Below are 26,274 nucleotides of genomic sequence, written 5' to 3'. Positions count from 1 at the left end.
AATTCCTATGAATTAGTCGAAGATCTTAGCAACAACACCAGCACCTACTGTACGGCCGCCTTCACGGATCGCGAAACGAAGACCATCGTCCATAGCGATTGGTGCAATTAGCTCTACAACCATCTTGATGTTATCGCCTGGCATTACCATCTCTACGCCTTCTGGTAGTTCGATGTTGCCCGTTACGTCCGTTGTACGGAAGTAAAACTGTGGACGGTAACCTTTGAAGAATGGCGTGTGACGACCACCTTCATCTTTAGACAGTACGTATACTTCAGACTCAAACTTAGTGTGTGGAGTGATTGAACCTGGCGCCGCTAGTACTTGACCACGCTCTACTTCATCACGCTTAGTACCACGTAGAAGTGCACCAACGTTCTCTCCCGCACGACCTTCGTCTAGAAGTTTACGGAACATCTCAACACCTGTACAAGTCGTTGACGTTGTTTCTTTGATACCAACGATTTCTACTTCGTTACCTACGTTTAGAATACCACGCTCAATACGACCTGTTACTACTGTACCACGTCCTTGGATTGAGAATACGTCTTCGATTGGCATTAGGAATGGTAGATCGATTGCACGCTCTGGCTCTGGAATGTAAGAATCTAGAGCTTCTGCTAGTTCAACAATCTTCGCTTCCCACTGCTCTTCACCGTTTAGAGCTCCTAGTGCTGAACCTTGGATAACTGGTAGGTCATCACCTGGGAAGTCGTACTCTGAAAGCAGTTCACGTACTTCCATTTCTACTAGTTCTAGTAGCTCTTCATCGTCAACCATGTCACATTTGTTCATGAATACGATGATGTATGGGATACCAACCTGACGACCTAGTAGGATGTGCTCACGAGTCTGTGGCATTGGGCCATCTGTTGCAGCAACAACTAGGATACCACCGTCCATCTGTGCAGCACCTGTGATCATGTTCTTAACATAATCCGCGTGTCCTGGACAGTCTACGTGTGCGTAGTGACGTGATGGAGTGTCGTACTCTACGTGAGAAGTAGCGATTGTGATACCGCGCTCACGCTCTTCTGGAGCGTTATCGATCGATGCGAAGTCTTTCGCAACACCGCCGTACACTTTAGCAAGAGTTGTACAGATTGCAGCAGTTAGAGTGGTTTTACCGTGGTCAACGTGGCCGATAGTACCAACGTTTACGTGCGGTTTCGTACGTTCAAATTTTTCTTTAGACATGAGTTGTCCCTCTAGGTACGGATTGAGGTGGCTTTGATGACCACGCAACCAAAAAGTATTGGTGATAAAGTATATATCAAAAGGAAAAGTTTGCTTTTAGAGCTGGTGCTGATAGGCAGACTCGAACTGCCGACCTCATCCTTACCAAGGATGCGCTCTACCACCTGAGCTATATCAGCACTCATAATAGAGTGGAGCGGGCAGCGGGAATCGAACCCGCATCATCAGCTTGGAAGGCTGAGGTAATAGCCATTATACGATGCCCGCAACGCGTAACTCTGTGAGCTATTCCTAAATAATATGGTGGGGGGGGACGGATTCGAACCATCGAAGGCAGTGCCGGCAGATTTACAGTCTGCTCCCTTTGGCCACTCGGGAACCCCCCCAAATTTTCAAACCATTATAAACAAAAAAAATATAATGGTGCCGACTACCGGAATCGAACTGGTGACCTACTGATTACAAGTCAGTTGCTCTACCTACTGAGCTAAGTCGGCATAAGTGGAGCGCATTCTAGTGAAGGATGCGCTACCTTGCAATAGGTAAATCAAAAAAAAACGTTTTTTTACTGGGTTTACGGTTGTTTGTTGAAAATTCGAGCAAACAAGTCGCTAAAATAACCTATTTTCGCCCCTTATGTTTGGCAATTCGCTTAGGTTATTGTATTTTCGCAGCTCTTACCGCGAACCTCAGTTAGGAAGACTATGACTCCATATCTCTCTTTTACTCGCCAGCATTGGGCAGAATTACGTAATTCTGTGCCCATGACACTTTCTGAGCAAGATCTCATTGAGCTACAGGGTGTGAATGAAAGCCTAACTATGAAAGAAGCAGTTGAAATATATCTACCACTTTCTCGTCTACTTAACTTATATGTAGCAGCAAGGCAGAGTCGTAACTCCGTACTCAATAACTTTCTTGATAACTCAGAAAAGGCGCCACCTTTTATCATTGGAGTTGCAGGAAGCGTCGCGGTAGGAAAAAGCACAACGGCACGGCTACTTAAAGAGTTACTCTCTCGCTGGGATAATCACCCCACAGTAGAGCTCGTAACAACAGATGGATTTCTATACCCAACCAAAGAATTAGACGATAAAGGAATCCTACACCGAAAAGGCTTCCCTGAATCTTATGATATTAAACGTCTTATCGAGTTTGTATCCGATGTCAAAGCGGGTAAACCTAACCTAAAAGTGCCTGTGTACTCACATATCACATACGATATTACTGACGATGTTAAAGTCGTCGATCGACCTGACGTACTTATTATTGAAGGACTTAATGTATTACAAAGTGGAATGGACTACCAAGATGATCAGCATAGAGTGTTTGTCTCCGATTTTCTTGATTTCTCTCTGTATGTAGATGCTGAGAGTAATGTTATTGAGCAGTGGTATGTTGAACGTTTTCTCAATTTCCGCTTAGGGGCCTTTACTGAACCTGGATCTTTCTTTAGTCATTATACAAAACTCAGTGAGCAAGAAGCGACAGAAGAAGCGCATCATGTCTGGCGATCCATTAATGGCATCAATCTTAGAGAAAATATATTCCCCACAAGAGGACGAGCCCAGCTCATCTTGAAAAAGGGGCAAGACCACACGGTAGAAGAAATCTTGCTAAGAAAGTAGCTAATCAAAAAGGACTAGGGTTGCCCATTTTTGCCACCCTAGTTTAAAAGCCATATAGTCAGCCATCGCCAGAGTTAATCCCATTTTCACTCAAGCTAGTTGAGTACTTTTTGAAAACATTCCCGATCCATATCTCGGATATTAATTGTTAAACTATGTACTTCTCCAGCCTGCGCTTGAAGAACTTCCATTAACTGACACGATAGCTGCTGTTTTTGTTGTTGCGTTCTTCCGTCAAGTAAATCAAAACTAACGTGAATAAAATCCTCATTATTACCTGTATCGCCTATTAACCAATCCTGGCAACGGAAAGAGCGAGATTTTACCGATTCAGCATCAAACAAACCGCAGCTAAGTGCCACATGATGCAAAGATTTAAGAAGATTTCTTACATCCACCACTTTCTCTACAGTATGAGCGTATTCCATGACTAAATTAGGCATAGTATTCCTTAGTAAGTTTTAAATATACACAAGCCATATAACTATGACGGTTGCGATTTATTGTTCCAAAAACCAATAAACACTATCAGCTTCAATTTATAATGCCGAGGTTACTACACATAAACTGCTTCATAGATCACTTACGCCAAGCCAATAAGTCATGACGCTAATCATGATCTCGCTAGTTTTATCTGTTATATTCTTACGAAGATTTTTTACATTAATTTATTAATTACGGAGATATTCCTATGCGTCGTCCTGTAGTCATGGGTAACTGGAAGCTTAATGGTAGCAAAGCGATGGTGAATGAGCTGATAACTGGCCTAAACACCGAACTTGAAGGCATCGACGGTGTTGATGTGGCTATAGCTCCACCAGCACTTTATATCGATCAGGTAGAAAAACTGATCGCACAAGGAACTAACAACATCATCCTAGGTGCACAAAATGCCGACCTTAATAATAGCGGTGCATTTACTGGTGACATGTCTCCTGAAATGCTCAAAGACTTTGGTGCCACTCATATCATTATTGGTCACTCAGAGAGACGTGAATACCATAATGAATCAGACCAATTCATTGCCAAGAAATTTAACTTCTTAAAAGAAAATGGCCTTAAGCCAGTTTTTTGTATCGGCGAATCCGAATCTCAGAATGAAGCGGGTGAAACAGAAGCAGTTTGCGCTCGCCAAATCAATGCCGTAATCGATACGTATGGCGTTGAATCATTGAACGGTGCAATTATCGCATATGAGCCAATTTGGGCTATCGGTACAGGTAAAGCGGCAACTGCTGAAGATGCACAACGTATCCATGCATCCATTCGTGCTCTTATTGCAGAGAAAAATTCTGCTGTTGCTGAGCAAGTCATCATTCAATACGGTGGTAGTGTCAAGCCAGAGAATGCACAAGCTTATTTCTCTCAACCAGATATCGACGGTGCACTTGTCGGTGGAGCATCACTTGATGCTAAAAGCTTCGCTGCCATTGCTAAAGCCGCTGCAACTGCGAAAGCATAGTGCTTTAATTTATAAGATAAAGGTCAGTATCTACTGGCCTTTTTTGTGTCTTGTTCCTCAATCAAGTATCCTACCCTTTTCTTCGTCCATTAGAGCTGTTGTTCGAGATGCAAGATAAGCATGGCCTGCTAACTGGCCCTATCCCACAAGTGCTCAGACAGATGACCATTCCGATGATATTCGGCATGATTTCTATTCTAATGTTTAATTTAGTAGACACTTTTTTTATTTCTTTATTAGGTACTAAAGCGCTAGCATCAATTAGCTATACCTTCCCTGTTACCTTCGCTCTAAATTGTATTACCATGGGTATAGGTGTCGGTCTATCAACGATCATTGCGCATCTGCTTGGTCAAGATAAAACGGTGGGCGCTGCCCGCTTTGCAACTCATGGTGTATTACTTGCCGTAGTATTAATTACCATCACATCTGGGTTAGGCCTCGCAACTATCCACTCGTTATTCACTATGTTGGGCTCTCCCAAAGAACTACTACCTTTAATTGATCAGTACATGCATGTCTGGTACCTCAGCATTCCACTACTGGTTATCCCTATGGCTGGTAACAGTGTGATACGAGCAACAGGAGATACCAAAACGCCGGCCAAGATCATGATACTCGCTGGTATCATTAATGGTGTACTCGATCCTCTATTTATATTCGGCTGGGGGTCTTTTCCTGAGCTTGGCATTCAAGGGGCTGCAATTGCCAGTGCACTAAGCTGGTTAGGTGCATGTATTTGGTCATTGTATATTCTCATCCGGCGTGAGCGTATGCTGGCACCACCTTGTGCACGTTATCTTATTAGCGACTGGAAAAAGATTCTTAAGATTGGAACTCCTGCAGCGCTCTCCAATGCAATGATTCCGTTATCATGCGCATTATTGATGCTTTTGATTTCCAATCATGGCACAGCGGCAATCGCAGCATTTGGAGCTGCCCAGCGGGTAGAGTCGATTTTAATTCTAGTCTTAATGGCATTGACGTCAGCCCTTACCCCCTTCATCGCGCAAAATGTCGGAGCTGATAACCACCAGCGCAGCTTTGATGGCTTATTTATCAGCATGCGCTTTGCCCTTATTTTTCAAATGGGGGTTTTTATCGCCATTATTCCACTTAGTATTCCTCTGGCATCACTCTTATCTCAAGAACCATCGGTTAAAAGTTTACTCTGGCACTATCTATTAGTTGTACCATTTAGTTATGGTTTTCAGGGCATAGTCATGTTGCTTGTGTCTGGGCTCAATGCATTACACGAACCTTTAAAAGCATTTCAGTGGAACTTTATGAGGCTATTTTTGTTTATATTACCAGGGGCATGGCTAGGCAGTTCTTGGCTTGGGATCGAAGGGCTATTTATCGGCATTGCCCTTGGTAATATGCTAGGAGGGATACTGGGTTACTTGTACGCCTTACAATTAAGGCGGCGCTATTTATTGCAAACCATCTAATGTAATCGAGAAATACTAACCCACTCACTCGGCTAGTAGTTCATCTTCTCCAACTTCAAGATCAACATCTAATCTCTCTTGGGAAAGAATAACACCTGTGTTATCTGCGTATAAGAAGTCTTCTGGAAGAAAGGTTACCCCCCCAAAATTCACCGCAACATCAACCTCACCTAACCGCTGTGATGTGGCACCAACAGGGATTGAGGCTAACGCTTGAATACCGACGCTCATATCTTCAAGTTCATCCACTTCACGAACACAACCGTATACCACAACCCCTTCCCATTCGTTCTCTTCTGCTATCGAGGCTAGTTCAGCATCCACTAATGCACGACGTAATGAGCCACCACCATCAATAAGCAACACTCGATCTCGGCCATCTTGTTCAAGAACTTCCCGAACCAAACCATTATCTTCAAAGCACTTAATAGTAGTAATCTGTCCGGCAAATGAGGCACGACCACCGAAGTTGCTAAACATTGGCTCTAGCACATCCACTTGCTCTGAATATATGTCGCATAAAACCGACGTATTGTATTCCATAGTGTTCCTTCCCATGCGGTTCGTCATCTCAATCGAGTATATAGGCACATTAAGTCATTGCAATGGCAAGTCTCAATTAACTGACCAGAGTTTGAGCTATAACCACTCCTGCAAACAATAAATTTGTCACCAGAGAACATTTAACGATAACAGGCATCATAGGAGCAATTTGTTTAGGCCGCTGTGTATCCCACACTGACTTGCCATGCTTATATATCATAAAAGGACTCAACAAGAAGGGGAAACTAAACCATAAAGATACTGGCTGAAGTATTAAATAACTAATAAATGCTAACAAAGACCCTACTAACAATAATGCATGGTATTGTTTGGCATTATGAGACCCTAACCTTACAGCAACCGTTCGCTTACCACACTCTTTATCATTTTCGATATCACGCATATTATTGATATTAAGCACAGCGACAGCCAGTAGTCCACAGCCGATAGCGGGGAGCCCTAGTAGAGGGGTAACCAGGCCAGTATGAAGAAAAAAAGTACCTATCACACCAAGTAAACCAAAAAATAGAAAGACAGCAATATCCCCCAGGCCTGCATACCCATAAGGTTTGTTACCAACGGTATACGCTACTGCAGCAATAATTGCCAATATACCCAGCACTATAAAAGCCAGAATATTATTTAAGCTATCAAGGGCATAAAAAATTAAGGCTAGCCCAGATAATACGGTCAAAAGAATAGTGATCATTATCGCTTGCTTCATATAAGCCCGTGTCACCGCTCCAGATTGAAGAGCACGCACAGGACCAAGACGCATATGATTATCGGTACCTTTAACCGTATCACCATAATCATTGGCCAGATTCGATAATATCTGTAGTAGTGTCGCGGTCAAAAAAGCGAGCAGCGCTATCACCAAGGAAGCTTGATGAGAAGAATAGGCAAGCGCACTTCCCGTTGATATCGAAACGAAAGCGAGTGGTAATGTTTTAGGTCGAGCGGCATTGAGCCATATATCTAACGATTTCTTCATGCTCAACAGTGTATCTTTATGGTGAACAGCAACCATTGTGATACATCAAAAAAACAGTGTAAACACAAAAAAAGCCACTTAAGTGGCCTTTGTTGTTAGATGGATAAACCAAATAAGTGTTATTTAACGCGACCTACATATTCACCTGAGCGAGTATCTACCTTAATCACTTCACCAATGGAAATAAACAAGGGAACACGAACCACAGCACCGGTAGACAAAGTAGCAGGCTTACCGCCTGTACCTTGAGTATCACCTTTTAATCCAGGATCGGTTTCAGTCACTTCCAGTTCAACAAAGTTAGGTGGCGTAACCACGATAGGATTACTGTTCCAAAGCGTTAACATACAAGTATCATTTTCAACCAACCACTTCGCATTATCACCCAGTGCTTTTTTATCTGCTGCTAACTGCTCGAATGTTTCATTATTCATGAAGTGGTAGAATTCACCATCGTTGTACAAATAATCTAGGTCAATATCCATGACATCCGCAACTTCAACAGTGTCACCAGATTTGAATGTCTTCTCTAGTACCTTACCTGAAAGCAGCTTACGGATCTTAACGCGGTTAAATGCTTGGCCTTTACCTGGTTTGACATACTCATTTTCGAGAATGACACAAGGCTCATTATCAAGCATAATTTTGAGACCACCTTTGAATTCATTTGTGCTAACCGTAGCCATTTTTTCCTCTTACCATTCTTCGAGTTAAATTTAATGCAGCATATCATAACCCGAAAAGTTGATTCTGTTGAGCAAAACTGGGTCAAACAACTAGCGAATGGGATCTCGGATCCTGAAAAACTTCTACAAATTCTTGAGATTGACCCCTCTCCATGGCAACGCGGATTTGCCGCCAGAAAGTTATTTTCTCAGCGTGTACCACAAAGTTTTATTAATAGAATGGAAAAGGGAAACCCATTTGATCCTTTATTACGTCAAGTATTGCCTTTAGAAGAAGAATTTGAAGTACACACAGGTTACTCAAACGACCCTCTTGAAGAGCAAGATAATTCTATACCTGGGCTGTTACACAAATACCGCAGTCGCGCACTAATGATCGTGAAGGGAGGCTGCGCGATTAACTGCCGTTATTGTTTTCGACGCCATTTTCCCTATGATGAAAACAAAGGCAGCAAATCAGTTTGGATGCAAAGTCTGGCCTATATCCAAGATCACCCAGAGCTGAACGAGGTGATCCTATCTGGCGGCGATCCTCTGATGGCAAAAGACCAAGAGCTGGATTGGCTAATTGAAAATATAAGTGCTATTTCGCACATCAAACGACTACGAATTCATACACGCTTACCTGTCGTCATTCCAGACCGAATCACTCTGGCGCTAAAAGAGCTGCTTTCCAGCACTCGTTTGCAAGTCATTTTGGTCACTCATATTAATCATCCAAATGAAATCAATCCGGATTTAAAAAAAGCGTTATATGGTTTACGAGATGTAGGTGTCACTTTGCTCAATCAAGGGGTAATGCTCAAAGGAGTCAATGACAATGTTGATACACAAGTGTCATTAAGTGAAGCTCTATTTGATGCGGGGGTGCTTCCCTATTACATGCATGTTCTCGATAGAGTTCAAGGCGCGGCACACTTTTATATCTCTGATGATAGAGCAAGAGCAATTATGTCAGGCGTGATTGAACAAACATCTGGTTACTTGGTACCTAAACTAACTAGGGAAATTGGTGGTAGAGCGAGCAAAGTCCCTCTCGATCTTCAGCTTGAATAAATAGTTTACTGATAAATTTTCAACCACTATTTTGATGACCAAAAGCCAGTGGATTCCACTGGCTTTTGAGTAAAAACTAGCAACGACTAAAATAGTTCTTCTGCAACCTGATAAAGGTCTTCGCGCACTGGGCGCTTCATATTTTCAATCGCATCAATAATATCATGATGAACAAGCTGCTCTTTTTGAATACCAACACAGCGACCACCTTGACCTTTCATTAACAGGTGTACCGCATAGTTGCCCATACGAGATGCCAAAACACGATCGAATGCCGTTGGGCGTCCACCACGTTGAATGTGTCCAAGTACCGTTGCTCGTGTTTCCCGCCCAGTAGCCTGTTCGATCTCTTTAGCTAACTCATTAGCGTCCATCATCAGCTCAGTCAAAGCAATGATCGCATGCTTTTTACCTTTCTTGATACCATCTTGAATATTACTGATAAGCTTTTTTTTATCTAAACCAGTTTCTGGAGTAATAATGTATTCGCAGCCACCAGCAATGGCTGACATAAGAGTCAAGTCACCACAATGGCGGCCCATGATTTCAACAATAGAGATACGCTGATGTGACGATGAAGTATCACGTAAACGATCAATAGCATCGATCACTGTATTAAGTGCTGTTAGATAGCCGATGGTGTAATCAGTACCTGCGATATCATTATCTATAGTGCCTGGCAAACCAACACATGGATACCCCATTTCTGTCAGCTTCTTAGCTCCCATATAGGAACCATCACCGCCAACAACGACTAAAGCTTCAATCCCATGTTTTTGCAGATTTTCAATCGCTTTCTCTCTTACTGCAACATCTTTAAATTCTGGGAAACGCGCTGAGCCAAGAAAGGTCCCACCTTTATTGATCACATCAGAAACGCTTGAACGATCAAGTTTCTTGATCCTATTTTCATACAGGCCAAGGTAACCGTCTTGAACACCATAGACCTCTAAACCTTCCGATAGCGCCGTACGCACCACACCACGAACTGCTGCGTTCATTCCCGGTGCATCACCGCCGCTTGTCAAAACACCGATCTTTTTAATCATGCTCACCCTCAATTTTTTGGGAATCTTATTTCAATTTTTACGTCAGCAATTTTCATGATTATTACTGACAAGATCCTTTTATCTACACAATATGTTACCTTGAAGCACAAGGAATACTACTTTTATTTGCGTCAAAATATGTAACTTTGCTACTTATGTAAGAGTATTACAGTTCATCCCAAACAAAGATTTGATACATATCAGGATAGCTGCAAATTATCGAATCGCTGCAAAGATCATTAAAGGGTCAAATTACTCTCGCTAAATCTATTACCAGCTGTGCGCTTTTTGATCTTTTTCTGGGCCAAGTACCACCGAATATGGGTCTTGATGAATCAAGACATCAGCATGTGGAAAGCGCTCTAAAAGCTTATGCTCAACCATATCTGAAATTCGGTGAGCTTCGATAAGTGGCATTTGGTCTTCAAGCTCTAAATGAAGCTGAATAAAACGAGTTGGTCCAGACATACGAGTTCGCAGTTGATGTACACCCAAAACTCCTTCAACAGAGAGGCAATGAGTTTTTATCTCTTCTAATTCATCATCAGGGAGTTTACGGTCTAATAACGTTTGAGTCGCTTCACGCACCATCCGCACTGCGCTATATAAAATGTACAGACCAATACCGATAGCAAACACGGCATCAGCTTGATTAACACCAAACCAATTTAAAGTTAAAGCCAACATAATCGCAGCATTCATATACAAGTCAGATTGGTAATGAAGAGAGTCTGCAGCAATCGCCTGACTACCGGTTTTTTTCACTACATGTTTCTGAAATACGACTAGACCGAACGTTACTAAAATAGCAAATAGGCTCACATAGACCCCATATTCCGGAGACTGAAGTTCATGAGGCCTAAAAAAGCGTTCAACGCCATTTAGAATGAGAAACACTGCTGAGCCAGAAATAAACATTGCTTGAGCAAGAGCAGCCAAAGATTCAGCCTTTCCATGTCCAAAAGTATGTTCTCTATCAGCAGGTTGAAGTGAATACCTCACTACCACTAGATTAACCAAAGAAGCGGCTATATCAAGCATGGAGTCAATCAAAGAAGCTAATAAGCTTACCGATCCTGTGACCCACCATGCTGCCAACTTGGCAATAAGTAGAATGGTCGCAACGATTGTTGCCGTCCAAGCAGCAAGAGTGACTAAACGTGCATATTCGTGTTTCATAAGTTAAAGGCTTTCAAAGCATTGCTTTAAGTTAAGTATAACCTCGTCACGAGTTGAATAAAAATGAAACTAAAAAGACGGCCAAAGGCCGCCAAACACATAACTTCACATTAACTTTTCGTTAAACGTTCTTGCCGTTTTTGAGCCCGTTTTTCATCACGTTCCTTCTGCACTTCGATATATTTAGTTTTTTGTTCCGGAGTCAAAACACTCAATAATTGATGCTGTTTTTCTAACAATTTAACGTTGTGTTCTGTCTGCTTTTCAAGCATGACTTTAGCAAGCTCGTGCGCTGCTTCCTTGTCAAATGAGTCGGCCAGTAGCAATGCTTGCATTTTTTCTTTATGAGCCTGCCTCTCTTCTTGATGAACTGCAAAATTCTCTTGGTATTGCGCTTTAAAATCTTTTTTCATCGCTTCACGCAAGTCTTTCAGTTGTGCCTGCTGTTCTTGTGTTAAATCCAGCTCACGCATCAGACCACGATCAAGAGTGAATTCTTTATGTCCTTTCTTACCATGTTCCTTGCCATTATTGGCAAATACACTCACAGAACCAAGAGTCAATGGAAATATAACCATAGCTAATATTAACTTTTTCGCTGTTTTCATATTCAAACCTTTCCTATCAAAGAAATAAACTTTGCTGCTTGGCAGCTCTGACTCTAGCATAGGATTGGTAATGTAAAGTGACGTCTAGGGAGAGTAAAAAATCGTAAAGAGGCAAGATTAAACTAAAGCTCAACCTAATTAATCAGTACTATTAAGTGAAAGGAAACAATCGAGGTTACATTGTATGGCACATATTCTGTTGGTTGATGATGATACAGAGCTCACTGCTTTACTGAAAGAGGTATTAGCACTAGAAGGTTATAGCGTATCTGAAGCCAATGATGGTGAGGCCGGACTCGAGGCGATACACAAAAATATTGATTTGGTACTTTTAGATGTGATGATGCCAAAGCTCAATGGCATCGAAACACTAAAGCGCTTACGTGAGCAGTGGGAGACCCCAGTATTGATGCTGACTGCCAAAGGTGAGGAAATAGACAGAGTGATTGGCCTTGAACTTGGGGCAGATGATTATCTCCCAAAACCCTTTAGTGATAGAGAGTTACTGGCTCGTATACGCGCAGTTTTACGTCGAACTCAATCAAAAAAAACCAATCCGAAAAGTATTGATTGTATTGAGTACCAAGATATCAAAGTTTTCCCTGGCAAACAGGAAGCATACTGCCAAGAGAAATACCTTGAATTAACCACAACTGAGTTCGCTTTACTAAGTCACTTCGTGCAACATCCCGGTGAAACACTCACTAAAGAAACACTCAGCTTAGATGTACTTGGTAAACGTCTCGCAGCATTTGATCGAGCTATCGACATGCATGTATCCAATTTACGTAAAAAACTCCCTGAAAGACAAGATAGAAAACCACGCATTAAAACCTTGCGCGGGCGTGGTTACTTATTAGTTGAGGAAAACTAATGCGCCTACCTAAGATCACTAGCCTTTACGGGCGTATTTTCGCTATCTTTTGGTTCACTATGTTTTTAGTCTTAGTTGCAGTGCTGTCTTTACCTCACTTAGATCCCAGAAGATCAAGAGATATACCTGCAACTCATTATACGAAACTGCTCGAAGCCAAACAAAAAATTGAAAAGCGCTTTGCTCCTGAAAAAGATCTTAGGCGGATTATTTTTCAGTTGGAGGGCCCACGCCGATCACCGAGAGATCCACGTCCACGCTTTGTGCTTACAGATCTTGAGGGTAATATTTTAACCACCCAAGACCGAAAAGATTTTAAACTCAAAGCCGTACAAAACTTTATTACCAGCATCGAAGATCCAGAAAAGCCCAAACAGCGGCTGTATGGACATTACATGGTTGCAGGACCTTTGCCAATCACGCTAGCGCAAAATGAGCTCTTACTTTACATCGGGGTAAAGTGGAATCAACCTCCACCTTTTCTATTACGCCTATTCGATAAACCATTTCAATTATTATTCGCCGTCATGCTAGTCAGTACACCTCTTTTGTTGTGGTTAGCATGGGCGCTAAGCCAACCAGCTCGCAAACTTGAGCGTGCAGCTAAACGAGTCGCAAAAGGCGAATTTTGTGTCGACCCCGAGTTAGAAAAAGGAACCTCGGAATTTAGACAAGCAGGTAAGAGCTTCAACCAAATGGTTGAAGCAGTAAATCAAATGATTTCAGGCCAACAGAGGCTATTATCTGATATTTCACATGAATTACGCTCCCCTCTCACACGGTTGAGGATGGCAACCGCTCTGGTATCACGAAAACAGGGAGATAGTGTTGAACTTAATCGCATTAACACAGAGGCTCAGCGACTAGAGCAGATGATTAGCGAACTACTAGATCTATCACGAATGCAATTAGATAGCCATGTTTCAAGAGAGCAGCAACCTCTCAGCAGCTTATGGGAAGCTATTCTATCAGATGCTCAATTTGAAGCTCAGCAGATGAGTAAATCTCTTATCTATACAGATATCCCAGAACGGGTAATTTCTGGCAACCCCAAACTCCTTATGAGCGCACTAGAAAACATTGTGCGAAATGCTATCTACTATGGTAAAGATCTCATCCAAGTTTCTTTAATAGTGGAATATGACCGACTCACCATTACTGTAGATGACAATGGCAAAGGCGTTCCAGAACAGGAGTTAGACGCCATATTTCGCCCTTTCTATCGGGTATCTACCGCTCGCGATCGTCACAGCGGAGGTACTGGCCTGGGTCTCGCGATTACAGAAAATGCCATTCGTCAGCACAGTGGGGCAATAAGAGCACAACGTAGCAAGCTTGGAGGCTTAAGTATGGAAATCACTCTCCCTCTGAGTGGATAGAATAACCTTACAAGATCACAGTTGATAATGGATCTCATTATCATTTAATCTATATCCTCTAAATAAGGAGGATTGACTATGACCCATACTTTTCCACATTTACCTTATCCCTATGATTCTCTTGAGCCATACATTGATGCTAAAACCATGGAAGTACATTATAGCAAGCACCACCGGGCTTACTTTGATAAGTTCATGGCAGCTATCCAAAGCACTAAATTAGAATCTACTTCTTTGTATGAAATATTCGCCAATATGTCACAACACCCCCCAGCAATACGTAATAATGGTGGAGGGTTCTACAATCACATTCTATATTGGAACTGCATGACACCAAATGGAGGCGGAGCACCAACAGGCAAGATTAATGATGATATTATTTCGACATTTGGCAGCTTTGAAACATTTCAACAACAGTTCACTGAAGCCGCTATTAATACTTTTGGTTCAGGCTTTGCTTGGCTAATTGTCAAAGATGGCCAGCTTAAGATTACCTCCACTAGTAATCAAGACAATCCTTTAATGGACGTTGTTACTGTTCAAGGTGAACCCATCTTGGCTCTCGATGTTTGGGAGCATGCGTATTACATCAGCTATCAAAACCGTCGACCAGAATATATTGAAGCTTGGTGGAATGTAGTTAATTGGGATGCCGTTAGCGAGAATTACATCCAAGCTCTTGCCCAAAATAAATAGCAAAACTCAATCTGCGCACTTGGCGGCTCCCCCAAGCCGCCTTATAATTTCCAGCCTAATTCCAAATAGCGCAAGACCAACACAATGTTTGATATCGCTTTGTATGAACCAGAAATTGCCCCGAATACTGGTAACATTATTCGCTTATGTGCCAACTGTGGTGCCAACCTTCACTTAATTGAGCCACTTGGTTTTGATTTGGAAGAAAAAAAAGTTCGCAGGGCTGGGTTGGACTATCATGATCTTGCGAGAGTGACTCGCCATCAAAACTACCAAGCATTTATCCAACACCTAGAAAAGCAACGAAGCGAGTTTCGTATCTTTGCCTGCACAACGAAAACGACAGGTCATCATGTCGATACCCAATATCAAAAAGGCGACGTGCTATTATTTGGCCCAGAAACACGTGGGTTGCCCGCCGAACTGATTGAAAATACACCTATGGAGCAGCGGATACGCATTCCAATGATGCCAGATGCTCGCAGCTTAAATTTGTCTAATGCAGTGGCCATCATTGCGTTTGAAGCTTGGCGTCAAATGGATTTTGCAGGTGCTCAGTAAATATCAGTTAAACAAAAGACAAAAACGGACTCGAATGAGTCCGTTTTTTGAATGTTCTTTAAGATTTTAATACTACGGACGGGCAACAAAACCGACAGCTTGATAGACCTTACTCAAGGTTTTCGCCGCACGTGCGGAAGCCTTTTCAGCTCCTTGCTTCATAACACTGTCCATATAAGAACGATCGGCGCGAATACGGTGGTATTCCGATTGAATTGGCTCTAGCATTGCGACTAAAGCTTCACCGACATCTTTCTTGAATGGACCATACATTTCAACGCCTTTATATTGCGCTTCAATTTCTTCAAAGCTCATTCCAGTTGCCACGGAATAAAGTCCCATCAAGTTAGATATACCTGCTTTATTCTCCCAATCATGAACAATACGTGGCGGTGTTTCAGTATCAGTTTGAGCCTTATTGATCTTCTTAATAATTGATTTTGGTTCTTCCAATAACGTGACAACATTCTTACGATTATCGTCTGATTTGGACATTTTCTTGGTTGCATCCTGCAAACTCATAACACGTGCATTCACTGTGGGAATATAAGGCTCAGGTACAGTGAAAATCGGCGCATCTGGCGCATAAATGTTATTAAAGCGAGTCGCGATATCACGCGCCAATTCTAGGTGCTGTTTCTGATCGTTACCCACAGGTACTTGGTGAGCTCCATACAGCAAAATGTCTGCCGCCATCAGAACAGGGTAACCAAATAAACCCGCATTCACATCATTGGCATATCGAGCAGATTTATCTTTAAACTGGGTCATTCGACTCAGCTCTCCCATTTGGGTATAACAATTAAGAAGCCAGCCCAACTGCGCATGCTCTGGTACATGAGATTGAACAAATAGCGTGCTCTTTTGTGGATCAACACCAACGGCCAGACAAATCGCCAATGCATCTAGCGTCGCTTCATGCAGTGCTTTAGGGTCCTGGCGAACCGTAATCGCATGAAGGTCAACCACACAGTATTGGCAATCATAATCGTCTTGCATCTGTTGCCACTGACGTAGAGCACCCAAGTAGTTACCGATACTTAGTTCACCTGAGGGTTGAACACCACTCAATACAATGGGCTTGCTCATGAGAATGATTCCTTGACTTCTTAATCTAAAAAATGAAAAAACCGCATAGCTTGTCTACCACGCGGCGTACTCAGTGTACTCATTAACGAGTATTTTGGAAGATCTTTTGTTACAACGGCGGACAAACCTGAGCAACATCGAGCAAATCAGCAATGCAATCTGATACAAAGTCTGGCTTTGAATCCGAGATCGGCTCGCCATGATTGTAGCCATAGGTAAGTCCAAATGATAAGCAGCCAGCATTTTTTGCAGCTAAAATATCATTTTTTGAATCTCCAACCATCAACATCTGCTCTGGCTGTAACTCATACTTCTCAAGTAACCAGTTAAGGGCAATAGGGTTTGGCTTCTTATCAGGAAAAGTGTCACCACCAATAACATCACTAAAAAAGCTATCGATTTGATGCTTTTCCAATACATCAGGAACAAATTTAGACGGCTTGTTGGTCACCAAAGCCATCACAAAACCTGCTTGATGAAGCTGCTCGAGAGTTAGCCTAACTTTTGCGTACAAGTGGCTCAGCTGATGTCCAGTTTTCTCATAATAATCATCAAACAGCTGACGAGCCTTAGCTTGGAGCTCAGGATCTAAATCGGGGTTAACTTCAATGCTAGCACTCAAGGCTCTCGCGATAAGCACATCAGCACCATTACCAACGTAGTCACGCACTTGTTCTTCGGTAACACGAGGAAAACCAAGGGCTTGTACTGTCTGATCTGCAGCTACAGCAAGATCTGGCACACTATCAAGTAAAGTGCCATCGAGATCAAACGCGATCAATTTTATATTACTCATCTAAGCTACCTTACCTTTGCTAACTCTGCACGCATTTGATCAATCACTTGCTTATAATCTGGTTGATTAAAAATCGCCGAACCTGCAACAAACATGTCCGCGCCTGCTTGAGCAATTTCTTTGATATTTTCGACCTTAACCCCACCATCAATTTCTAACCGAATATCGCGTCCAGACTGTTCGATTAGGCGACGCACCGCTTTGAGTTTATCAAGCGTTTTAGGGATAAATGATTGCCCACCAAAACCAGGATTAACTGACATAAGTAAAATCATATCGAGTTTATCCATAGTATAATCAAGGTGAGATAAAGGTGTGGCTGGATTCAATACAACACCTGCTTTACAACCGTGTTCTTTGATAAGCTGTAAGGTGCGGTCAACATGCTCAGAAGCTTCGACATGAAAGGTAATCATAGAAGCGCCCGCTTTGGCAAAATCTGGAATAATGCGATCAACAGGTTTTACCATCAAATGCACATCAATTGGCGCAGTAATGCCGTAATCACGCAACGCTTGGCAAATAGGAGCACCAAATGTGAGGTTAGGTACGTAATGATTATCCATCACATCAAAATGAACCACGTCTGCCCCTGCAGCGAGGACTTTATCAACGTCCTCACCAAGACGTGCCATATCAGCAGATAAAATGGATGGAGCGATAAGGAAATCTTTCATACCGGACCTCTAATTAATGTAGGCAAACTCAAAAGACCAATTTAACCACATTCTACCGAAGCAAAAGCACATAAGATAGCTTAGATAAGCGAAATGTCGCTAACGGTGATCGCTTGGTCTAAACAAAGCTAATAGCTCATCAACTTTATTTCTTCCTGCTCCATTGCGACTAATGGTGCGCTTCACTTTAACAACATTGAGCTCTGCACCATGATACAAACGACGTGTCAAAGTGGTGTCATGGTTAGAAATCAAAACAGGGATATGACGCTCTTTAGCCGCCTTTTCTGCCACATCAGCAAGCGCAGCCTGATCATCTAACGTAAATCCGTTACCTGAATAAGAAGTAAAGTTAGCTGTGGTTGATAAAGGCGCATAAGGCGGATCGCAATAGACCACACTCCCTTTGCGTGTGCGCCTAAATGTGTCCGTGTAACTTTCGCATACGAAAGTAGCCTTTTTAGCTTTATCTGCAAAAAACTCTAATTCAGCTTCTGGGAAATACGGTTTTTTATACGAACCAAAAGGGACATTAAATCCCCCTTTTTTGTTATAACGACACAAACCGTTAAAACCAAATCGGTTCATATAAAGAAAAGCTAGTGAACGGTACATAACATCATCAGTGCCGTTGAACTCTGCTCGAACCGATAGATAAAACTCTTTACGATTGTTTTGGGCAACAAACCAACGTTTCGATTCAGATATATACTTTTGAGGGTTTTCTTTCAGTAAGTTGTAAAGGTTAATTAGATCTGGGTTAATATCTGCAAGAAGATAATGCTCATAATCTGTATTAAGAAAAACAGAACCAGCTCCAACAAAAGGTTCAACTAGCTTCCGCCCTTCTGGTAAGTACCGCTGGATATCTTCAACAAGTCCATATTTTCCACCAGCCCATTTCAGAAAGGCACGCTGCTTCTTCATCTAATGCTCTAAATCAATCAACCAAAATTAAGGCTGCGAAATGTAACATATTTTTTGTCTCAACTCAGCGTTATTTCACTCGTTCAATCTCTCGATGCACTTGACTGAGCGACTTCGCCCAAGGCTCCAATTGCTGTAAATCTGCTGGCAAGGATTCTACAGCATCTCTGGCAACCTGAATTGTTGGGTAGTTTTGATAAGTGATGATAAACCACTCAGCTTCACTGCGTAAAGTTGGGTAGATATATACGCTACCTGCCAATTTGTGTTTATCCAAAAAAGTCTGCACTTCTTCTAGAGATTGAACTGCTGCCAATTGTAATGTGTAACTCCTTGAAGATAAGCGCTTTAACTCACTTTTGGAAAAAGAAAACGCTACCACGGGTTTGATCTGCTTTTCGGGTTCAGATACAAGCGTTTCAGTCAGTGAAGCGCTCTCTTTCTTTGCAGGCAAAATACGAATATTGGGATTAGAAACCGGTTTCTCGACCGCCAATGTGTCGGCCTTTTCAGGTTTACCTTCTATTAACGCATCAACAACTTCAGAAGTGATCACAACACGCTGCTGACCATCATGAGCATTACCTACACTAGAGGTTTGTTCTGTCACCTTAGGAGGCAAAGCCTCTGAATCATCGTCCATCGATACTACCATTTTATCTGTATCAGCCTCAGATACAGAGTCAGGTTTTTGTAACGAAATATCAGATTCGCTATTTTCAGATAATCCAGGTAGTACTGCCTCTTCAGACTCATCTGCCATTTGAAGTGACTTTTTCTCTGGCGAAGGCTGAGACATCATCCACCAATAACCTCCTCCTATGAGGAGAAGCAGAGTAATAACAAGTAGTGCAATATTGACTGGTGAGCCAATTATTGAACGAATAATGATCCTTTTTTCCACTTTATGGTCCCCTAAAGCCATAATGTCACCCGGCTGTAGGGCAACGGTACGATATGCATTACGCACGCGCTTTTCTTTCTCATCTTCGACAAAGCGAATCACTAGATGTTCAAAAAATCGATCGGCTTCATCTTGGCTCAATGGATCTATCTCTAAATCTATTGGCTTATGATCTTGACCATAACTCAAGCGCGTCAGTAACACATCAAGTGAATTAGACTGAGCAAATAAAACCACATTAACTGTCCAAGCAGGGTTGTCTTGCGCTTCAAGAATCAACATCCACAGCTCTGAAACAAATGATTCTTTCAACTGTTGAGCATCATCAATAACAATGACAACATCACAGCCTTCTTCATTAATTTGGCGAGAAAAGCTTTCAGTCAAAGGGTCGGTGGGATCAAACATCGGCTCTGAAAAAAGCTGCGTCAAGATCATTGTGCGCCGCTGTTGATCATCTTGATTAGGGTGGCACATTAACAAGGATTGGTTTTTGTCGGTGGCCCAAGCTTCCAAATAACGTTGGGCTAACCAAGATTTACCAGATCCTAAAGCACCACCAACAGTGACTAGATTCGAACCAAAATTAGTCAGTAATTGCATACGCTCAAGCAGCTCTACTTGAGTATCTAACTCCAACACACGGGATTCATGCGTTAAGCTCATTCAAACCATCCTAATAACAGCCTACTGTCTAAAGCAAACAACTCATATATTGCGACAAAAATCGATTGCTTGTCGAATAATCGATTCAGGCACACCTTTAACAACTTCGGCGCTACCAATTCCAGTAGGTAACACTAAGCGCAGCTCACCAGAAAGTACTTTCTTATCACGCATCATATGTTTCATGAAATCGTCAAAAGTCATCGTATCTGGTGTATGTACAGGCAATTGCGCTTTCTTTAGTATAGAGAGAATTCGCTCTACTTGCTGCTGTGTAATAAGACCTTGAAGTTGAGCGGTTTTAGCGGCCATCAAAGTACCAGAAGAGACGGCTTCACCGTGCAACCACTTACCATAGCCCAACTCTGCCTCAATCGCGTGGCCGAATGTGTGCCCTAGATTTAGTAAAGCCCTAAGCCCAGACTCTTTTTCATCTTTCGCAACCACCTCCGCTTTGATTTGACAACAGCGTGCAATAGCATAAGTCAAAGCTTGTTCATCTTGCGCGTAAAGTTTATCAAGGTTTTCTTCCAACCAGGCAAAAAATACCTTGTCGTAAATAATCCCATACTTTATGACTTCAGCGACACCAGCAGCAAATTCTCTGCGTGGTAACGTGGCAAGGCAATCTGTATCAATGATTACTGATTTAGGCTGATAGAAAGCCCCTATCATGTTTTTGCCTAATGTGTGGTTGACCGCAGTTTTCCCTCCAACAGACGAATCGACTTGAGACAACAATGTTGTCGGGAGCTGGATAAAATCAACCCCGCGTTGATAGCACGCCGCAGAAAAACCTACTAAGTCACCAATGACACCGCCGCCGAGGGCAAGGATGACGACATCACGAGAAAAGTTACCTTCAAGAAGGTAACTCATCACAGTATCGAAAGTTTCCAGTGATTTATATTGCTCACCATCTGGCAGCTCAAGTACAGAGACATCACAACCAAAGTGACCAAGAAGGGTTAGCACTTTATCAGCATACAGAGGAGCGACTGTGACATTGGTAATCACAACCACTTTTTGTTTTGCCGGCAAAAATGAAAGGTGGGCCGGATCATTAAATAATCCGGCACCAATTAAGATTGGATAGCTACGCTCACCTAAACTGACCGTAATCCTTTCCATGGGTATTCTCCAGTTGCTAATATTTAACGTGTTAACGTTCTTCTAGCATTTTTACAATCTGGTTGGCTACCACTTTTGCACTTTGATCGTCAGTTCGCACTGTGTAGTCCGCAATTTCCTCATAAAGAGGGTTACGTTCACCAGCCAGCGACTCAAGCACATCACGTGGACTATCCGTCCGTAATAAAGGACGTTTTTTGTCACGATTTGTGCGTGCAAGTTGCTTTTCGATCGTTGTCTCTAGATAAACAACGATCCCGCGCGCGGAAAGACGATTGCGGTTTTCTTTACTATTAATAGAACCACCACCCGTCGCAAGAACAATTCCTTGCTCCTCCGTCAGATCGTTTATCACCCCCTCTTCACGTACACGGAAGCCGTCTTCGCCCTCGACATCAAATACCCAAGCGATATCTGCACCAGTGCGTTCTTCAATTACGGTATCCGAATCGACAAACTCCATGTGAAGTTGTTGAGCCAAGTGTCTACCAATTGTACTTTTGCCAGCACCCATAGGGCCGACAAGAAAAATATTGCGTTTTTCAGCCATGTTTAGCAGTAATTTACAACGTTAATTCAATGACATCGCCACAAGATAACCAGAAATCTCTGGCCTATGATATGCTTGCAGCACCAATTCCTCACAGATAATTCGTGATAAGACCCGAAATTATCTAGGTAAGGTGACACTATTGCAAATTTATTTTCATCTGTTTTTTAATTTGCTAGGGCCTAAGCACCTTTTGTGGTTGATTTTTATGCAATATAAAAGCATTTAATCCACCGCTTGGGCCTAGGGAACAATCACGGTTGGTGTAACAAAAATAAGCAATTCACTCTTACCCATTTGCTGATAGCTCCGCCTAAATAGGCCTCCTATCACTGGAATGTCTCCCAAAAGTGGCACCTTTTCAACAGTATCCGACACACTGTGTTGATAAATCCCTCCTAATACTATTGTTTCACCATCATTAATAAGCACCTGGGTACCTATCCGCTGAGTATCTATAGCCACGGCTTCACCTGTGCCTGTTTTCACAACTTGGCCAGGCCTATCCTGCGTAACCTTTAAATCTAAAATTAAACGGTTGTCAGCCGTAATTTGTGGCGTTACTTTAAGACTTAAAACCGCCTTTTTAAAATTGACGCTTGTCGCTCCACTTGATGCTGCTTCCAAATATGGAATTTCCGTACCTTGTTCAATATAGGCAGGTTGCTTATTGGTTGTAATCAAACGTGGACTAGATATCACCTCAGCACGAGCTTCTCTTTGCAACGCTGACAGCTCAAGGTCAAGCAAGATACCACTACTCAATTTAGCGACTTGCAAGGCAATTGTCGAGGCAGTACTAGAAGTCACAGCAAGATCCACATTAAGAAATTCATCAAGAGCCGCTTCACTTTCCGTATATAAACTAATATTGGATAGGTTATTTTCGATTGACCCTCCAAGAGAATAACCACCATTCATCGCGCTTAGTCCCCAGCGAACACCAAGCTCTTGTACATCCCCTTCGCTTAAACTGACTATACGCGCTTCAATTTGTACTTGCTTAACCGGTACATCTAGCGCCGCTATGATAGGCTTCATCGCACTAATATAAGCCATTTGATCTCGAATCAGTAAAGAATTAGTTCTTACATCTACCGATATAGAACCAAATTCAGACAACATGGAGGTTGTAGCCTCATTGCCAAGTATATCAGCAATATCCGCCGCATCAGCAAAGCGCATGGCAATAATGACTGACTCAATCGATTCTGAGTTATGAGAAAGCTTGTTATTAAGCATGCCTAGTTCAGATTTTGGTAATACTAGCAAACTATCACCAACTCGACGCTTCTCAAGCCCTTTAATCAATAAAATCATATCAAGTAAGTGCGACCAATATACCTCTTTAAGCCTAAGCGTCACTTTTCCAGATACAGAATCAGATACAACTAAATTAAAATCACTATATTCGGCAAGCTGTTGCAATACACTTCGAACTGGGATGTCCTGAAAGTTAACAGATAATTTTCGGCCAAGGCGATCATCTTCTGATGTATCAGATTGAAAGGCAACGATAGTTTCAGCACGAATATATACAATTGAAAGCAAAGAAATACTTATCAACATCGTAATTTTTTTTATCACGCCATGCATCATAAGTATGTCCTACTCGGAAATGGTAAGACTGATATTATTCACCAATCGACACACCTCATGTTGAGCCTCCCATTGACCTATCTGGACTTCATCAGAGGAAATATTGGTGATGATAGCTTGATTTAAACCAATTTCTTGTCCGACTACGCCAGCTCTAAGTATGCCATCAGGGAGCTCTATCATAGCGATATATTCACTTTGTCGGTAAATAACACCTGCCAGTCGCAGTTTTTCTAATGGGAAAACAATCGCAGCATGTACAGAAGGTTTAGCGGTCATTGAATCGCAGGGTGATGGTTCAGACAATAGCAAAGGAACCGAAAAAGGATCGCGTTTCAGCGGTAGTTTTATATCATTCAGATAATTATAATTTTGTATGGATTGGCCCATAACATCATTCTTAATCACCAAATTCAGATGAGAAGTCATGTCACCTTTTGCTTCCAAAGATAGTGAGTTGACCTCATAGCCCAGCAGCAAGCCACTGAGAATAATAATAAGTTCAACTCGCATTTTTATTCCCTAAACTCTCCGCTAAAAAAAACACATTACCTTGCACATGTAGCGCATTATCATGTCTATCGACACGGCTCCATTGAAGCTTATCGAAATAAATCAAATAAGGGCTTTTAGCCGTCGAACGGAAAAAATCAACCACCTGCGAGTAATGGCCATGGAGTTCAATCTGAAGTCCTAAGATGGGAGCAATATCAGTACTATTGCTGTCACCTTGAACGATGCTAGACAAGTCTAAAGAATGTTGCTCTGCTATTTGACTTAACCGCTTTACTATTTGGGGTAAACTCTCTGAACGAGTGACTTGGGCTCGCAAGCGTTTTTCGGTCTTTTTTAAGTCGGCGAGTTCTCCTGAAAGTTTATCTAATCGTACCTTATTATCATTTGAATTTAGAACCTGTATCAGTTGAATCTCTTTTTCTCCAAGAGACTCCAGTACCTTTAGCTGTGGATTAAGGTATACAAAAAAAGCAACGACAAAGATAAAGATAAGATAACCAGCAAAAAAGAGACACTGAACCGATGTGCTCAACTTAGCAAGAGAAAGTAAAGAAAAATATTGTCTATTACTCATGAATACGCTCAACCAATTCAAACAAGATGGTAAAAAACAGATAATTATGCTGAGTACTTGAGTCATTGCCACGTAATTGCTGCACGGTAACTGCATTAGCACCAGGCGATTGATTTAAAAGAGTTAGCAGCTCACTAAGATTTGCGGAAGTCGCGGTTATCCCTTTAAGTTGAACCTGGTTGCCAGTTAAACTAATTTGATTGAGATACACTCTCTCAGGTATGGTTTCAGATAACATAAGCATTAAATCTAAAGAACGGAAACGCTGAACATCGAACCGAATTAAAGTGCTTATAGCAGATTCTATTTGCTCTATATTCTGTTGGGTCAGCTTTCCTCGCTCTTTCTGTTCAACAATCCATTGACTTCGCTCACTAAGTAGAGCTACTCGCTCTTGTTGTTTCTCCACTTTTGAAGCTAGATATTTTGCTAAATAAATACAGGTGAGAGCACCCACTATAGTGACGACACACAAACGAGATATTAAAATACGAATCTGATATCCACGGCGTTTTTCTCGCCATGGGATAAGGTTGATGTTATAACTCATAAACTTGCTCCAGCCATTTGATACCACTTAAGGCCAGGCTCAAAGCCCTAGAATATTCACCAAGTGTCTGAACTTGATGATTGGTTTTAAATCTTACTAACTCGGGCAAATTTAAAAATACACAATCAAATTTCGCCTCTGGTATTGACTCACATATTCGATCTGGATTTAACCTACTTTCTCCAGTAAGCCATACCCCGCTAGGTTGTATATTAAGTAACTGAATATGACGATAGAGGCTCCTTAATCCGTCTAAAATTGTGCTTTTTTCGTCTCCCACCTCAAGATGATGATAAACACTCCCCTGCACTTTGGATTCAAAGTACATAGACAAGTGAGAACCATTAAAATCAATAAGTAACCAATTATGTTGTTGATAATAGTCAACAGCTTGTCGCCAAAGCTGGCTAAGGTTGTAGGAGTATGGATTGATGAGTAAGGGAGTTAGTTTCGCTTGAGAACAGGCAGCCATCAGACCATCAATGTCATACTTGCGAGTGGCATAAACTTGATATGTATGCTTGTTATTTTCATCATGGTTAGGTAAAACAATAAAATCAAAATAGAGATCGTCAACCTCAATTAAAGAATGTTGCGAAAAAGCTTGTTCAATAGCAAAAAGAGATTCCTCTTCACTTAATCCGCTATCTAACTGTAATTGCTTAGTTATTATCGCATTATCTGGAATGCTTAGGCACACTTTACGACTAAATAAGGGTAAAGCCTTTCTTAGTTCTTTTAGATTCTTTACAATTTCCTGATAATTTAACCTGTCGTTATCAGTAAGAATATCGTCGTCAATAGCTACTTGGTGATAACAAACCAGTTTGCAAGTGTTTTTTCCAGGCTTTAACACCACGGCTCGAATATACCGGTGGTTAATGTCAACGCCTGTAATTAATGATTGGCCCATGCTGCTCAGCTCCGTCAGG

The 26,274-nt window shown here is 41.9% G+C and carries 28 protein-coding genes and 4 tRNA genes; 8 read left to right on the top strand and 24 right to left on the bottom strand.

All coding sequences use genetic code 11. The features are described from left to right. Nucleotides 1-12 precede the first annotated feature (12 nt). The 5 genes from tuf to KO511_RS09745 form a co-directional block, all read right to left on the bottom strand. Nucleotides 13-1,197 carry an elongation factor Tu gene (gene tuf / locus KO511_RS09765; RefSeq protein ID WP_215987243.1) on the bottom strand — a complete coding sequence of 395 codons (1,185 nt, stop codon included), beginning with the start codon at nucleotides 1,195-1,197 and terminating at the stop codon, nucleotides 13-15. 103 nt (nucleotides 1,198-1,300) lie between these two features. Further along, nucleotides 1,301-1,376, bottom strand: a tRNA-Thr gene (locus KO511_RS09760). 13 nt (nucleotides 1,377-1,389) lie between these two features. Beyond that, a tRNA-Gly gene (locus tag KO511_RS09755) sits at nucleotides 1,390-1,464 on the bottom strand. Nucleotides 1,465-1,498: 34 nt separating this feature from the next. Next, nucleotides 1,499-1,583: transfer RNA gene (locus KO511_RS09750), tRNA-Tyr, on the bottom strand. A 35-nt stretch (nucleotides 1,584-1,618) separates the two neighbouring features. Next, a tRNA-Thr gene (locus KO511_RS09745) sits at nucleotides 1,619-1,694 on the bottom strand. Between the two features lie 207 nt (nucleotides 1,695-1,901). Between KO511_RS09745 and coaA the strand changes: the two genes are divergently transcribed. Then, nucleotides 1,902-2,825 (top strand): type I pantothenate kinase, encoded by a 924-nt coding sequence (gene coaA / locus KO511_RS09740; protein WP_215987242.1) that lies wholly within the window; start codon nucleotides 1,902-1,904, stop codon nucleotides 2,823-2,825. 95 nt (nucleotides 2,826-2,920) lie between these two features. Here coaA and KO511_RS09735 read toward each other — a convergent pair whose 3' ends face one another. Next, the gene (locus tag KO511_RS09735) at nucleotides 2,921-3,268 is read right to left on the bottom strand and encodes a 5-carboxymethyl-2-hydroxymuconate Delta-isomerase (RefSeq protein WP_215987241.1); all 348 of its coding nucleotides are present in this window, start codon (nucleotides 3,266-3,268) and stop codon (nucleotides 2,921-2,923) included. A gap of 248 nt (nucleotides 3,269-3,516) precedes the next feature. Here KO511_RS09735 and tpiA point away from each other — a divergent pair, with 248 nt between their 5' ends. Together tpiA and KO511_RS09725 are read left to right on the top strand one after the other, a co-directional pair. Next, nucleotides 3,517-4,287 carry a triose-phosphate isomerase gene (gene tpiA / locus KO511_RS09730; protein ID WP_215987240.1) on the top strand — a complete coding sequence of 257 codons (771 nt, stop codon included), beginning with the start codon at nucleotides 3,517-3,519 and terminating at the stop codon, nucleotides 4,285-4,287. A 107-nt stretch (nucleotides 4,288-4,394) separates the two neighbouring features. Next, nucleotides 4,395-5,738 carry an MATE family efflux transporter gene (locus KO511_RS09725; protein ID WP_215987239.1) on the top strand — a complete coding sequence of 448 codons (1,344 nt, stop codon included), beginning with the start codon at nucleotides 4,395-4,397 and terminating at the stop codon, nucleotides 5,736-5,738. A 24-nt stretch (nucleotides 5,739-5,762) separates the two neighbouring features. On the opposite strand, the gene rraA is transcribed toward KO511_RS09725, so the two are convergent. The 3 genes from rraA to efp all read right to left on the bottom strand — a co-directional run bounded on the left by rraA (nucleotide 5,763) and on the right by efp (nucleotide 7,961). After that, nucleotides 5,763-6,281 carry a ribonuclease E activity regulator RraA gene (rraA, locus tag KO511_RS09720; RefSeq protein ID WP_215987238.1) on the bottom strand — a complete coding sequence of 173 codons (519 nt, stop codon included), beginning with the start codon at nucleotides 6,279-6,281 and terminating at the stop codon, nucleotides 5,763-5,765. A gap of 76 nt (nucleotides 6,282-6,357) precedes the next feature. Further along, nucleotides 6,358-7,275 carry a 1,4-dihydroxy-2-naphthoate polyprenyltransferase gene (locus tag KO511_RS09715; protein ID WP_215987237.1) on the bottom strand — a complete coding sequence of 306 codons (918 nt, stop codon included), beginning with the start codon at nucleotides 7,273-7,275 and terminating at the stop codon, nucleotides 6,358-6,360. Nucleotides 7,276-7,394: 119 nt separating this feature from the next. Further along, a complete protein-coding gene (gene efp, locus KO511_RS09710) occupies nucleotides 7,395-7,961 on the bottom strand; it encodes an elongation factor P (protein WP_125319369.1) in 567 nt (188 codons plus the stop codon). A gap of 33 nt (nucleotides 7,962-7,994) precedes the next feature. On the opposite strand from efp, the gene epmB reads away from it, so the two are divergent. Next, nucleotides 7,995-9,017, top strand: coding sequence for an EF-P beta-lysylation protein EpmB (gene epmB, locus KO511_RS09705; protein ID WP_215987236.1), 1,023 nt, complete (start codon nucleotides 7,995-7,997; stop codon nucleotides 9,015-9,017). An 86-nt stretch (nucleotides 9,018-9,103) separates the two neighbouring features. Here the strand turns inward: epmB and pfkA are convergent, their stop codons facing one another. The 3 genes from pfkA to KO511_RS09690 all read right to left on the bottom strand — a co-directional run bounded on the left by pfkA (nucleotide 9,104) and on the right by KO511_RS09690 (nucleotide 11,853). Then, nucleotides 9,104-10,066 carry a 6-phosphofructokinase gene (gene pfkA / locus KO511_RS09700; RefSeq protein WP_215987235.1) on the bottom strand — a complete coding sequence of 321 codons (963 nt, stop codon included), beginning with the start codon at nucleotides 10,064-10,066 and terminating at the stop codon, nucleotides 9,104-9,106. Between the two features lie 270 nt (nucleotides 10,067-10,336). Next, on the bottom strand, nucleotides 10,337-11,245 hold the full coding sequence (gene fieF / locus KO511_RS09695) for a CDF family cation-efflux transporter FieF (RefSeq protein WP_215987234.1): 909 nt from the start codon (nucleotides 11,243-11,245) through the stop codon (nucleotides 10,337-10,339). 110 nt (nucleotides 11,246-11,355) lie between these two features. Then, the gene (locus tag KO511_RS09690; protein ID WP_215987233.1) at nucleotides 11,356-11,853 is read right to left on the bottom strand and encodes a CpxP family protein; all 498 of its coding nucleotides are present in this window, start codon (nucleotides 11,851-11,853) and stop codon (nucleotides 11,356-11,358) included. 184 nt (nucleotides 11,854-12,037) lie between these two features. Here KO511_RS09690 and KO511_RS09685 point away from each other — a divergent pair, with 184 nt between their 5' ends. From KO511_RS09685 to trmL, 4 genes are all read left to right on the top strand, one after another. Next, the gene (locus KO511_RS09685) at nucleotides 12,038-12,727 is read left to right on the top strand and encodes a response regulator (protein ID WP_215987232.1); all 690 of its coding nucleotides are present in this window, start codon (nucleotides 12,038-12,040) and stop codon (nucleotides 12,725-12,727) included. Further along, nucleotides 12,727-14,106 (top strand): envelope stress sensor histidine kinase CpxA, encoded by a 1,380-nt coding sequence (gene cpxA, locus KO511_RS09680; protein ID WP_215987231.1) that lies wholly within the window; start codon nucleotides 12,727-12,729, stop codon nucleotides 14,104-14,106. The genes KO511_RS09685 and cpxA overlap by 1 nt, the downstream gene beginning before the upstream one ends. A 78-nt stretch (nucleotides 14,107-14,184) precedes the next feature. After that, complete coding sequence (locus KO511_RS09675) at nucleotides 14,185-14,802, top strand: superoxide dismutase (protein WP_215987230.1); 618 nt, start codon at nucleotides 14,185-14,187, stop codon at nucleotides 14,800-14,802. An 84-nt stretch (nucleotides 14,803-14,886) separates the two neighbouring features. Next, nucleotides 14,887-15,363, top strand: coding sequence for a tRNA (uridine(34)/cytosine(34)/5-carboxymethylaminomethyluridine(34)-2'-O)-methyltransferase TrmL (gene trmL / locus KO511_RS09670; RefSeq protein WP_215987229.1), 477 nt, complete (start codon nucleotides 14,887-14,889; stop codon nucleotides 15,361-15,363). Nucleotides 15,364-15,435: 72 nt separating this feature from the next. Here trmL and trpS read toward each other — a convergent pair whose 3' ends face one another. The 12 genes from trpS to pilM all read right to left on the bottom strand — a co-directional run bounded on the left by trpS (nucleotide 15,436) and on the right by pilM (nucleotide 26,255). Continuing rightward, entirely contained in the window at nucleotides 15,436-16,452 is a 1,017-nt protein-coding gene (trpS, locus tag KO511_RS09665) for a tryptophan--tRNA ligase (RefSeq protein WP_215987228.1), read from the bottom strand. 109 nt (nucleotides 16,453-16,561) lie between these two features. Continuing rightward, complete coding sequence (locus tag KO511_RS09660) at nucleotides 16,562-17,248, bottom strand: phosphoglycolate phosphatase (protein ID WP_215987227.1); 687 nt, start codon at nucleotides 17,246-17,248, stop codon at nucleotides 16,562-16,564. 5 nt (nucleotides 17,249-17,253) lie between these two features. Continuing rightward, nucleotides 17,254-17,925: a ribulose-phosphate 3-epimerase gene (gene rpe, locus KO511_RS09655; RefSeq protein WP_215987226.1), complete on the bottom strand. Its 672-nt coding sequence runs from the start codon at nucleotides 17,923-17,925 to the stop codon at nucleotides 17,254-17,256. Nucleotides 17,926-18,024: 99 nt separating this feature from the next. Next, nucleotides 18,025-18,852, bottom strand: a complete 828-nt coding sequence (locus tag KO511_RS09650) for a Dam family site-specific DNA-(adenine-N6)-methyltransferase (RefSeq protein ID WP_215987225.1) — start codon at nucleotides 18,850-18,852, stop codon at nucleotides 18,025-18,027. Nucleotides 18,853-18,922: 70 nt separating this feature from the next. After that, nucleotides 18,923-20,422, bottom strand: coding sequence for an SPOR domain-containing protein (locus KO511_RS09645; RefSeq protein ID WP_215987224.1), 1,500 nt, complete (start codon nucleotides 20,420-20,422; stop codon nucleotides 18,923-18,925). A 42-nt stretch (nucleotides 20,423-20,464) separates the two neighbouring features. Beyond that, nucleotides 20,465-21,553: a 3-dehydroquinate synthase gene (aroB, locus tag KO511_RS09640; RefSeq protein ID WP_215987223.1), complete on the bottom strand. Its 1,089-nt coding sequence runs from the start codon at nucleotides 21,551-21,553 to the stop codon at nucleotides 20,465-20,467. Between the two features lie 31 nt (nucleotides 21,554-21,584). Continuing rightward, entirely contained in the window at nucleotides 21,585-22,103 is a 519-nt protein-coding gene (gene aroK, locus KO511_RS09635) for a shikimate kinase AroK (protein ID WP_125319353.1), read from the bottom strand. Between the two features lie 243 nt (nucleotides 22,104-22,346). After that, nucleotides 22,347-23,702, bottom strand: coding sequence for a type IV pilus secretin PilQ (locus KO511_RS09630; protein ID WP_252724304.1), 1,356 nt, complete (start codon nucleotides 23,700-23,702; stop codon nucleotides 22,347-22,349). Between the two features lie 9 nt (nucleotides 23,703-23,711). After that, nucleotides 23,712-24,215 (bottom strand): pilus assembly protein PilP, encoded by a 504-nt coding sequence (locus KO511_RS09625; protein WP_215987222.1) that lies wholly within the window; start codon nucleotides 24,213-24,215, stop codon nucleotides 23,712-23,714. Continuing rightward, entirely contained in the window at nucleotides 24,205-24,792 is a 588-nt protein-coding gene (pilO, locus tag KO511_RS09620; protein WP_215987221.1) for a type 4a pilus biogenesis protein PilO, read from the bottom strand. Before pilO ends, KO511_RS09625 begins: the two co-directional genes overlap by 11 nt. Continuing rightward, nucleotides 24,785-25,342 (bottom strand): PilN domain-containing protein, encoded by a 558-nt coding sequence (locus KO511_RS09615; protein ID WP_215987220.1) that lies wholly within the window; start codon nucleotides 25,340-25,342, stop codon nucleotides 24,785-24,787. The genes pilO and KO511_RS09615 overlap by 8 nt, the downstream gene beginning before the upstream one ends. After that, complete coding sequence (gene pilM / locus KO511_RS09610; RefSeq protein WP_215987219.1) at nucleotides 25,332-26,255, bottom strand: pilus assembly protein PilM; 924 nt, start codon at nucleotides 26,253-26,255, stop codon at nucleotides 25,332-25,334. Before pilM ends, KO511_RS09615 begins: the two co-directional genes overlap by 11 nt. Nucleotides 26,256-26,274 lie beyond the last annotated feature (19 nt).

Origin of the sequence: Vibrio hepatarius, from assembly GCF_018860525.1 — a bacterium.
GTDB classification, from domain to species: Bacteria; Pseudomonadota; Gammaproteobacteria; order Enterobacterales; family Vibrionaceae; genus Vibrio; species Vibrio hepatarius_B.
Note: the sequence above shows the minus strand (reverse complement) of the source record. Positions and strands in the feature narration are given on the sequence as shown.